This window comes from Pseudoramibacter porci (assembly GCF_009696145.1).
Classification (GTDB): Bacteria; Bacillota; Clostridia; order Eubacteriales; family Eubacteriaceae; genus Pseudoramibacter; species Pseudoramibacter porci.
The window spans coordinates 25480-36706 of record NZ_VUMO01000015.1; the positions used below are offsets into that span (position 1 = coordinate 25480).

9 protein-coding genes are annotated in these 11227 nt (G+C 55.4%); 7 read left to right on the forward strand and 2 right to left on the reverse strand.

Going from position 1 to position 11227, the window contains the following annotated elements; genetic code table 11:
* Positions 1-15 precede the first annotated feature (15 nt).
* The 3 genes from FYJ52_RS09210 to FYJ52_RS09220 are packed head-to-tail and all read left to right on the forward strand — an operon-like array spanning position 16 to position 4314.
* Entirely contained in the window at positions 16-1932 is a 1917-nt protein-coding gene (locus FYJ52_RS09210) for a PTS beta-glucoside transporter subunit IIBCA (protein ID WP_154576930.1), read from the forward strand.
* A gap of 22 nt (positions 1933-1954) precedes the next feature.
* On the forward strand, positions 1955-3361 hold the full coding sequence (locus tag FYJ52_RS09215; protein ID WP_154576931.1) for a glycoside hydrolase family 32 protein: 1407 nt from the start codon (positions 1955-1957) through the stop codon (positions 3359-3361).
* A 2-nt stretch (positions 3362-3363) separates the two neighbouring features.
* The gene (locus FYJ52_RS09220; RefSeq protein WP_408003712.1) at positions 3364-4314 is read left to right on the forward strand and encodes a carbohydrate kinase family protein; all 951 of its coding nucleotides are present in this window, start codon (positions 3364-3366) and stop codon (positions 4312-4314) included.
* 64 nt (positions 4315-4378) lie between these two features.
* Here the strand turns inward: FYJ52_RS09220 and FYJ52_RS09225 are convergent, their stop codons facing one another.
* Together FYJ52_RS09225 and FYJ52_RS09230 are read right to left on the reverse strand one after the other, a co-directional pair.
* A complete protein-coding gene (locus FYJ52_RS09225) occupies positions 4379-5383 on the reverse strand; it encodes a GGGtGRT protein (protein ID WP_154576933.1) in 1005 nt (334 codons plus the stop codon).
* 11 nt (positions 5384-5394) lie between these two features.
* Positions 5395-6087, reverse strand: a complete 693-nt coding sequence (locus tag FYJ52_RS09230) for an iron-sulfur cluster assembly scaffold protein (protein ID WP_154576934.1) — start codon at positions 6085-6087, stop codon at positions 5395-5397.
* A 306-nt stretch (positions 6088-6393) separates the two neighbouring features.
* Between FYJ52_RS09230 and FYJ52_RS09235 the strand changes: the two genes are divergently transcribed.
* From FYJ52_RS09235 to FYJ52_RS09250, 4 genes are all read left to right on the forward strand, one after another.
* Positions 6394-8313, forward strand: coding sequence for a DUF2284 domain-containing protein (locus tag FYJ52_RS09235; RefSeq protein ID WP_154576935.1), 1920 nt, complete (start codon positions 6394-6396; stop codon positions 8311-8313).
* Between the two features lie 73 nt (positions 8314-8386).
* On the forward strand, positions 8387-9148 hold the full coding sequence (locus tag FYJ52_RS09240) for an MTAP family purine nucleoside phosphorylase (RefSeq protein ID WP_154576936.1): 762 nt from the start codon (positions 8387-8389) through the stop codon (positions 9146-9148).
* Complete coding sequence (gene mtnA, locus FYJ52_RS09245; protein ID WP_154576937.1) at positions 9145-10176, forward strand: S-methyl-5-thioribose-1-phosphate isomerase; 1032 nt, start codon at positions 9145-9147, stop codon at positions 10174-10176. The genes FYJ52_RS09240 and mtnA overlap by 4 nt, the downstream gene beginning before the upstream one ends.
* 1 nt (position 10177) lies before the next feature.
* Positions 10178-10993 (forward strand): sugar phosphate isomerase/epimerase family protein, encoded by an 816-nt coding sequence (locus tag FYJ52_RS09250; RefSeq protein WP_235901589.1) that lies wholly within the window; start codon positions 10178-10180, stop codon positions 10991-10993.
* Positions 10994-11227 lie beyond the last annotated feature (234 nt).

The following is an 11227-nucleotide window of genomic DNA, read 5'->3' on the forward strand; positions in this document are numbered from 1 at the left end:
TGAAGAGAGGATATTATGGATTACAAGGCAACCGCACAAGGAATTCTGGACCACATTGGCGGTTCGGAGAACATCGTGTCCGCGGCGCACTGCGCGACGCGGCTCAGACTGGTCATTGCGGACAACAGCAAGCTCGACAAGGCGGGCGTTGAAGACGTCGATGGGGTCAAGGGGGCTTTTGAAGCCGCTGGACAGATTCAGATCATCATCGGCACCGGCGCCGTCAACAAGGTGTACGACGAATTCATCGCCCTTTCCGGCGCGTCGGAAGGCACGAAGGACGACGTCAAGGCGGCGGCAGCCGACAAACAAAATTGGTTCATGCGGGCGATCAAGACGCTGGGGGATATTTTCGTCCCGATTATTCCGGCCATCGTCGCCTCCGGACTGTTAAACGGGCTCCTCGGCGGCCTCACACAGATCAACCCGGCGCTGGCGGACAGCGGCTGGTACACGGTGATCAACATGATGGCCGGTGCGGCATTGACCATGCTGCCGATTTTGATCGCGATTTCCGCGGCGAAGAAATTCGGCGGCAACCAATTCCTCGCGGCCGTTATCGGCTTTGTGATGATTCACCCGAGTTTGGTCAACGCCGGGTCGCAGACCGTGCTCAAGGGCGGCAAAATGGTCGCCAATCCGGAAATCCACGCGCTGCTTAAAATCGGCAGCTACACTGTGAAAAACGTCGGCTATCAGGGCCACGTCATTCCGGTCATCATCGCGATCTGGTTCATGTGTTTTCTGGAAAAACGGCTGCACAAAGCCGTTCCGGAAATGATCGACCTCTTTGTCACCCCGCTGGTGACGGTGCTGGTCACCGGTCTTTTGACCTTTATCGTCATCGGGCCGATCTTCTCGACCGTTGAAGGCTGGATCCTCACCGGCGCCACTGCGTTAATTCATCTGCCCCTCGGCATCGGCGGCCTCATCATCGGCTTTGTCTACGCCTTCACGGTGGTCGCGGGCTTCCACCACATGTACAACATGATCGAAGCCCAGATGCTCGGCTCTGTGGCCCATTTGAATATCTGGATGCCGGTCGCGACAGCGGCCAACGTCGCCCAGGGTGCCGCGGCCATGGCAGTGGCTTTCAAGACCAAGAACAAGAAGACCGAAGCGATGGCCTTCCCGGCTTCGCTCTCCGCTTTCCTCGGCATCACCGAACCGGCGATCTTCGGGGTCAACGTCCGCTACCGCAAGCCCTTTATCGCCGGGTGTATCGGCGGGGCTGTCGGCGGGATGCTCGCTGCATGGATGGGCATCGGCGCGACGGCATACGGTGTCACCGGCCTGTTTGGCTTTTTGATCGTACCGGGCTTCTGGATTCAGTACGGGATCATGATGGCCGTGGCCTTCGCTGTGGCTTTCGGCATTTCCTTTGTGATTTACCGCGATCCGGAACCGGCATTGGCCGGCTCGGCGAAAGAAATGGAAGCGGAAATCCTCGAAAAGGAAGGCGGCGTTGAAGAAGACGGCGAGCTGAAAGTCGTCTACGCCCCGGTTAAAGGGACGGCGATTCCGTCATCGGAAATCAAAGACCCGACGTTTTCAGCTGAGCTCCTCGGGCCGGGGATGGCCATCATTCCGGAAGACGGGAAGATTTACGCGCCTTTCGACGGGACATTGACCATGATGTTCGACACGAAGCACGCCCTGGGATTGGTCTCGGAAGACGGCGTCGAAGTGCTGATCCACGTCGGCATCGACACGGTGAATCTGAAAGGCGAACACTTCAAAGCTTTGGCCGAATCGGGCGACACCATTACCCGAGGACAGGAATTGCTCGAATTTGACATCCCAGCCATTGAAAAGGCGGGCTACCACATGGATACGCCGGTGATCGTCACCAACGGCGACCAGTTCAAAAGCGTCAAAGCGGTGAAAACCGGACCGGTTGAACCGGGTGAACCGGTCATCGAAATCGAGTAAATGAACAAAAGGGGGACAAAGAATGAAAAGAGATCCCTGGCGCCTGGCGTATCATCTGATGCCGCCGGACGGCTGGCTCAATGACCCGAACGGGCTCTGCGAGGCAAACGGCGTCTACCACGTTTATTTCCAGTACGCCCCCAACACGCCGGCACCGGACGGGCGCATGGCCCGGACCTGGGGACATTACGCCGGCCCAGACCTGATCAATTTATCTTTCAAGGGCGTGCCCTTCTGGCCGGAAACTCTGGACCGGGACGGCTGCTACTCAGGCAGCGCCCTTGTTGAGGACGACGGGACGATCGATTTGTACTACACCGGCAATATCAAAGAAGCGGGCGATTACGATTATATCCACGACGGCCGCTTGAGCAACACGATTTTAGTGAAGACAGCCGACGGCGGCAGGACTTACAGCGATAAGCACCTCCTTTTCGGCACACCGGACTATCCGAAGGATTGCACCCGCCACGTGCGGGACCCGAAGGTCTGGCGTGAAGACGATCAGTATTACATGGTCCTCGGGGCGCGGATGAACGACGACAGCGGCGCGGTGCTGTTTTACGAAAGTCTCGACGGCGTCAGCTGGCGGCTGCTCAAAATTGAAAAGACAGGTGAGCCCTTTGGCTATATGTGGGAGTGTCCCGATTATTTTGAAATGGACGGGCAGCCGGTGCTGGCCTTCTGCCCCCAGGGGCTCGAGGCCGAGGATTTTTGCTTCCAGAACAACCACCAGTCCGGCTATAGCTTGTTAAGCGGCGATTTGCGGGGGAAGCAGATGTTCGGTCCATTCCGGGAATGGGACATGGGGTTCGATTTCTACGCGCCCCAGAGCTTTGTCGACGACCGGGGCCGGCGCATCATGATCGGCTGGGCCGGCCTGCCGGACAAGCCCTACGGCAACCCCACCGCTCAGCGCGGCTGGGAGAATTGCCTGACGGTGCCGCGGGTTCTTATTAAAAAAGGCAATCGGATTTTGCAAAAGCCGATTTCCGGGCTCAAGCGCCTGCGGAAAAATCCGTCCCGGCCGGACGGGGAAGGCCGCTTGACCTTGCCGGACGCTTCGGGCGACATCGAAATCGCCTTTGCCGATCCGGCGTCGTCCTGGGACATTCAAATGGGTGAAGGCGTCTGCCTTCATTACAACGGCTGTATCGTGCGCCTGGCGCTGGACGAAAAGACCGGATGTGGCCGGGATGAGCGGCTTGCGCGCCTTGACGGCGTGCGCAACGCGAGACTCCTTGTGGACCGGTCGATTTTGGAAATCTATTTGAACGACGGAGAAACGGTGTTCACGACGCGGTATTACGCCGATTTTGAGACGGACCGCCGTCTAGAGATGAAGTTTAACTGCGCAGGTGCCGACATTTACGCCTGGGAGATGCAGCCGATGCCAGCCAATAAAATTTACGATGAAGAGGAGAATTGACATTGAAATACGACGTGACAGCGCTGGGAGAAGCGCTCATAGATTTTTTGCCTGTCGGGAAAAGCGAATACGGTGCGACCATTTTTGAACAGAATCCCGGCGGGGCGCCGGCCAATGTGCTGACCGCCATCGACCGGCTTTGCGGCTCGACAGCTTTTATCGGCAAGGTCGGTGACGACATTCAGGGGCGCTACCTCCGCGACGTGATGAACAATTTGGCCATCGACACCAGCGGACTGATTCTCGATCCGAACTACTCGACGACCATGGCCTTCGTCGAATTGGACGAAAATGGCGACCGCAGTTTTTCCTTCGCGAGAAAACCCGGCGCCGACACGCAACTGAGGAAAGAAGAAGTCAACGTCGACCTGATCCGAAACGCCAGCATTTTCCATTTTGGCTCCCTTTCACTGACGGACGAACCGGCCCGATCTGCGACACTGTACGCTGTCGAAGAAGCGAAAAAAGCCGGTGTGCTCGTGTCTTACGATCCCAACTATCGGGCGCCGCTGTGGCCGGATGAAGCTACCGCGGTCGAGCAGATGCGTTCGGTGGTGCCCATGGTCGACATTATGAAAATTGCTGAAGAGGAATGCGCCCTCCTGACGGGCGAATCGAAACCGGAAGCGGCGGCCGACGCGTTGTTGGCCCAAGGCGTCCGATGTGTGTTCATCACACTGGGCAGCGATGGTTCGATGCTGCGCACCAAAGACGTCTCGGTCTTTCAGCCGGCGATGAACGTCTACGCGATGGACACTACTGGAGCGGGTGACGCCTTCTGCGGTGCGGTTCTCTTCCAGCTCGCCAATCAGGGAATCACAAAAATCAACAAGGATAACGGCAAGCGGATTTTGAAATTCGCGAACATCGTCGCCGGGCTCTGTGTCGAAAAACACGGCGGGATCCCGTCGATGCCGACCATCACCGACATTCAGGATGTGCTGGGGTGGTAAAAAAGAATAACTGCAATAAAAAAACTGCTGTGGTTCACAGCAGTTTTTTTGTGAATGTTTTGGCTTATGCGTTCTTCTGAGCTTCTTCGATCGCAACCGAGACAGCAACTGTAGCACCGACCATCGGGTTGTTGCCCATGCCGATGAGGCCCATCATTTCGACGTGTGCCGGAACCGATGAAGACCCTGCGAACTGTGCGTCGGAGTGCATACGGCCCATGGTGTCGGTCATCCCGTAGGAAGCCGGACCGGCTGCCATGTTGTCCGGGTGCAGAGTACGGCCAGTGCCGCCGCCGGAGGCAACTGAGAAGTACTTCTTGCCCTGTTCGATGCATTCCTTCTTGTAGGTGCCGGCAACAGGATGCTGGAAACGGGTCGGGTTGGTGGAGTTCCCGGTGATGGAAACGTCAACGCCTTCCTTGTGCATGATGGCCACACCTTCGCGGACGTCGTTTGCGCCGTAGCAGTTGACGGCAGCTCTTTCGCCTTCGGAATAAGCGGTGCGGGAAACTTCCTTGAGTTCGCCGGTGAAGTAGTCGTAGTCGGTTTTCACATAGGTGAAGCCGTTGATTCTGGAAATGATCAAAGCCGCGTCCTTGCCGAGACCGTTTAAGATGACGCGAAGCGGTTTTTTGCGGACTTTGTTGGCGGAACGGGCGATCCCGATCGCGCCTTCAGCGGCTGCGAAGGATTCGTGGCCGGCTAAGAAAGCGAAGCAGTCGGTTTTTTCGTCGAGGAGCATTGCGCCGAGGTTGCCGTGGCCAAGGCCGACCTTGCGCTGTTCAGCGACAGAGCCCGGAATGGTGAACGCCTGGAGCCCTTCGCCGATGACGGCAGCGGCTTCTTTCGCCGTTTTCACACCGCGTTTGAAAGCCAGCGCAGCGCCCATGGTGTAGGCCCAGCATGCGTTTTCAAAGCAGATGGTCTGAACGCCGCGGACGATCCCGGCGACGTCAACGCCCTTGTCGTCGCAGATTTTCTTGGCTTCTTCCAGAGAAGCAATGCCGTTTTCTGCTAAGACTTTGTTGATTTTATCGATTCTTCTTTCGTAATTTTCAAATAACGCCATGTCAAACCTCCTTATTCTTCACGCGGGTCGATGTACTTCGCTGCATCGTCGAAGCGTCCGTACTGGCCGGAAGCTTTTTCTAACGCTTCTTTCGGATCGACACCCTTCTTGATGTTTTCCATCATGACGCCGAGATTGACATAAGCGTAGCCAATGATTTCGTCTTTGTCATTGAGAGCGATTTTGGTGACATAGCCTTCCGCCATTTCGAGGTAACGCGGTCCCTTCGGCAGCGTGCCGTACATGGTCCCAACCTGTGAACGCAGGCCTTTGCCCAAATCTTCGAGGCCAGCGCCGACAGGCATCCCGTTTTCGGAGAACGCGGTCTGGGTACGGCCGTAGACAATCTGCAGGAATAATTCGCGCATCGCGGTGTTGATGGCATCGCAGACCAAGTCGGTGTTCAAAGCTTCCAAAATGGTTTTCCCAGGCAGAATTTCAGACGCCATTGCGGCGGAGTGAGTCATCCCGGAGCAGCCGATGGTTTCGACCAGGGCTTCCTGAATGATGCCTTCCTTGACGTTTAAGGTCAGCTTGCAGGCGCCCTGCTGCGGGGCACACCAGCCGACGCCGTGGGTCAAACCAGAGATATCTTTTACTTCTTTTGCCTTAACCCATTGCCCTTCTTCAGGAATCGGTGCAGGTCCGTGGTTCGCATTGCTGGCCACAGGACACATGTTTTTGACTTCTACAGAATATTCCATTCACATAACTCCTTTCAGCTATCGTACAATGATATTGATTGATCAGTTTTCTGTAAACATCGCTTTTATTATAGCCTTAAAATGTTAAAAAATCACTCTTTTTTTATCAATTATTATAAATATGAGTTAAAATAATATCAGAACGAACCCTTCGGGGATTTTCCCGGGATCCGTGGAGTTTCTTTACTCTAATCAGGCAAAATCTTGTGGTGAATCCCCTTGACGCAATAGGGTATAATAAACTGTATTTTAATGTAGACAATACAGCGAGAGATAGAGAGATTAAATCAAGTAAAGGAGAGACGTATGGAATATACTCACAATTTTTCATCAGGTCCGCTTTTGATGGATCATATCATCGATGAATATTTTTCTCTCCGAAAGGCTAGAGGGAAGTGCTTGCGGTGTCCGAAGTACAATAAATTTTGGTCGTGCCCTGAATTTGGGTTCGACGAAAAGCTGCTGCTCGGGCAGTTCAAGTACCTTTATGTGATCGGGCGGGAATACGTCGTTCCGAAGGAACACAAACAGCGGATTACCGGTACGGTCCGGACACGAAATTACGTCGAAGAAGTCAAGGAGCGGATGAATACCGAGAGCTGGCGGGATCTTCTGGAAATCGAAAAGGATTATCCGAACGTGATGACCCTACGCCCCGGCAACTGCAACATCTGTGTGGCGGCCGGCGTCGGCTGCGCCAAGCAGGAGCATAAGCGCTGCCGACACACGGAGCTGATGCGCTTTTCCATGGAAGCCTTGGGGCTTGACACCGACTCCATCGCGAAATTTGAAGTGGGGATGATGCTCAACTGGCCGACCGACACCCACCTGCCGGAAAAAATCGCCTGCCTGATGGGCGTGATGACCAACGAAAAAATCCCGATGGCAGAGCTGCGCAGCTACTTTCCAGACGCGAAAAAGTCTTACCTCAAGGCAGGGCAGACCATTCTCGGCGGCGAAGACGCGCCTAAGGCGAAGCGCGTCGACAGCTGGCTCGAACACCAGGCTGAAGAAGCCCGGGTGCGCGAAGAGCGGGAAGTCCAAATGGCGCAGCGTGCAGCCGAAGAAGAGCAGCGGATGGCCCAGGCGGCAGAAGACCAGGAACGCCGCTGGACGCCCAGTCCTGAAGAAGCAGAGGCCTCCGCGCCTCAGCCAGAGGCTGAAAACAGCGAAGAACTCGACGAAAACGGCCAGCCCAAATACAAATGGCTCGGTTTCAAACGGTCGGTTGAAGAGGCGGATGAAATCATGCGGGAACGTCCGATTCCGAAGTTTACGGAAAAGCAGCCGGAACCCGAACCCGAATTGCCGGCCCGGCCGGCGCCTGAACCGGCACCGCAAAGCGCTGTGGAAGGCAATGTCCAGTTCGACCGGATGGCGATGCTCAAAAGCAGTCTGGCCGAGGCAATCCGCAGAGAAATTCCCGACGCGACCGACGATCAGGTCGTGATGCTGGCGACGGAAACGCTTAAAAATGCGGCGGCGAAACTGCAGAAAAAAAGCTACACCGCACCGGGCAGCAAGGGCGGAACCACCTTTGCCCACGTGCCGCAGCAGCAGGTCGACGAAGCGCGGCACCGCCAAGTGCAGGCCGCAAGACCTCAGGAACCGGACCGCGAACCAGAACTGGAGCCGGTGCCTGAGAGGGCCTCGATTTCAGAACAAGTGGTTCAGAATTTAAGACAGAGCAGCGCCAGCCCCCAAACGGCCCAGCCGGTTTATACGCAGCGGCCGAAGATGAAAAAAGTGGTGCGCCGGGTGAAGAAGCAGCCAGCGGCTGACGCGAGCCTGCCGAAGCGCGGCAGCGTCAACGACGTGCTCGGGGCAGCGCTTAAAATCGCCAAGACGGTCGTCTCCGAACCGGAGCCGGAATACGAAGAAATTGTGGAAATGGTGCCGGATGTGGAAGCGGCTTTCGAACAGCAGCCGACAGAACCGGTTTACGCGCCGCCAGAATCTGCACCAATGCCAGAAGAACCGATCGATCCCAACGATTTGAAGGGCGATGACGATACCCGCTACAAATGGCTCGGCTTTAAGCGCGATCCGGACAATCCGGGAGCGCAGAGCGGCCCTGAACCGGCCGAAACGCCGGCTGAAGAAGTGGACCCCAACGATCTGAAAGGGGACGACGATACCCGCTACAAGTGGCTCGGCTTCAAGCGCGATCCGGACGCGGGCGACGGTCTTCAGCACGGCGATTGGCGGAAGAAGAAAAATTATTAATAAGAAGTGGCGGTGATTGTGTGCGCCGTCACTTTTGTATTTAAAGCATGGATTGCATACAGGAGGATTGAACATGTATTATTCAGCAGATATCGGCGTGTTCGGAGGCTCTGGCCTTTACGAACTGGGAGAAGAATACCGCCGCGTTGATGCGGACACGCCTTACGGCAAACCGTCGGAAGCGATCAGCCTGCTCGACGTCAACGGTGTCAAGGTCGCTTTCATGCCGCGCCACGGCAAAAAGCACATTTATTCACCGGCTGAAGTCAATTACCGCGCCAATGTCGACGCAATGGCCCAGCTGGGTGTGAAAGCGATCATTTCGGCAAATTGTGTCGGCTCGCTCCGCCAGGAATACGCCCCGGGGGATTTTGTCGTCACCGACCAGTACATTAACATGACATCCGGCCGGAAAGATACGTTTTTTGAAAGTCCGACGGTTGAGCATTTAAGCTCCGCCGAACCTTATGACGAAAAACTGCGTCAGTTTGCTCTTGAAGAAGGTCAGAAAATGGGCCACGTCATGCACGACGGCGGGACAACGGTTGTCATCAACGGGCCGCGCTTTTCAACTAAAGCAGAAAGCCGCTATTTTGGTATGATCGGCGGCGACCTCGTCAACATGACTCAGTATCCGGAAGCTTATCTCTGCCAGGAAAAGAACATTCCGTTAGTGAACATCGCACTGGTCACCGATTACGACGCCGGCCTGAAGGATAATCCGGACATTCCGCCGGTCACCAACGAAATGGTCGTTCAGGTGCTCAACGACAATACCGAAGAAATGAAAAATCTGATCTTCAGACTGATTGCGCGGATTGGAAGTGAAGCATGAGACCGGTTTATTTCGAAGACGGCGAACTGAAGCTCATCGATCAGACGCTGCTGCCGACGCAGGAAATCGTGCGCGGCTATACAGACTACCGCGACGTGGCCGACGCCATTGTGACGATGATCGTCCGCGGCGCGCCGGCCATCGGCGTTACCGCCGGCTACGCGGTGTATCTGGCATCCAAGGAATTTGAAGGCCTCGACGCCGAAGCCTATCAGAAAAACATGCAGGCGGCCTGCGATACCCTCAGGGGGACGCGCCCGACAGCTGTGAATTTATTCTGGGCGATCGACCGGATGTCCGGTATTTTCAAAGGAGAACCGGACGCCGATCCGAAGGCGATGAGCGAAAAACTCAAGGCTGAGGCTGACGCGATCTGCGAAGAGGATATCGCGATGTGCAAGGCTATGGGGAAGGCCGGCGCGGCTTTAATCAAGCCGGGCAGCACGATTCTGACCCATTGCAACGCGGGCGCGCTGGCGACCGCCGATTACGGCACGGCTCTCGGCGTCATCCGCGCAGCCCAGGAAGCCGGCAAGAACATCCAGGTTTACGCGGATGAAACCCGCCCGCTGCTCCAGGGGGCAAGGCTCACGGCCTACGAGCTGCACAAGGACAATATTCCGGTCACGCTGATCACAGATAACATGGCCGGCTGGATGATGCATCAGGGCAAAATTGACGCCGTCGTGGTCGGTGCGGACCGCATCACCCGCAATGGGGATGTGGCCAACAAAATCGGGACATTTTCCGTTTCGGTTCTGGCCAAAGCCCATCACATTCCGTTTTACGTCGCAGCGCCGACGTCGACGATCGATTTTTCGATGTTCTCGGGCAAAGATATCACCATTGAACAGCGCGACCCGTCGGAAGTCGGTCATTTCGCCGGTGTTCAGACGGCGCCGGACGGCATTAATTTCGAAAACCCAGCCTTCGATGTCACGCCCCACGACAACGTTTCGGCGATTATCACCGAACAGGGGGTCATTTTCCCGCCCTTCGCGCCGGGCATCTTAAATCTCAAGCATTAATATGATTACCGATCAAAACAACCAGAACTGGACCACGAGCATGTTCTCGTGGTTCGGTTATTTTATGCCCTTTTCCGAGCGAATTAATGCGATTGCCGACGCCGGATTTGACGGGGTGATGCTCTCCTGGGAGGATGAGGAAGCCCCCAATACCATCTCGCGTTATGATTTTCCCAAGCTCGTTCGAGACGCGGGGTTATCCATCACGAATTTTCACGCGCCGTTCATCGGCTACAGCCAAATCTGGGAGCGCCCTTTGGAAGACAATCGCGAGCTGTTGGATTTTCTCATCCGGATTGTTAAAGACGCGGCGGATTTTGAAGTGCCGGCAGTGGTGGTCCATACGGTCGATATGGAACTGGGGGATTACACCTTCGAAAACGGCCTGGCCTTTTTCTCGGAGCTGGCTGAGGCTGGCGAGCACTACGGCGTCGATGTGGCCGTCGAAAATGTCACGCGGCAGTTTTTGCTTTATCGGCTCCTTGATCGTATTCAGAGCCCTCACTTCGGCTATTGCTACGACACCTCCCACGATTACATGCTGGGCTGCGGCTGCGGGCGTCTGCTTCAGACTTATCCTGACCGGCTCAAGGCGCTGCATTTTTCGGACAATGACAAAAGGGTTGATCGTCACTGGATCCCCGGGGATGGTTTTCTGCCGCTGTCTGCGATCCTTCAAACGCTCCGCACGGTGAACTGGCACACTCTGTCCTGCGAGGTGATTGCGCCCTTTTGGTGGCAGGATCGTAAGCCGAGTGACTTTTGTAAAGCGGTGCAAATAGGATTAAAAAAACTGTTAAGAAATCGGGAAGGGTAGTTGCAATTCAAAAAGGGATTTGCTATAATCCAATCTGTCATTGTTCGAGGGTTATCTTCGAACATTTCATTTCTTTTCCTTATTTTATAAGCCGACGCGAGTCGGCTTTTCAGACTGTAGACAAACGAGGCTCTGAGAAAATACTCAGGAGCCTCGTTTGATTTAATATCAAGCTGCAATTTGTAGATTTATAAATTGAAATCGAAATATAGGACGATTCGGTCCTGAGTGGTT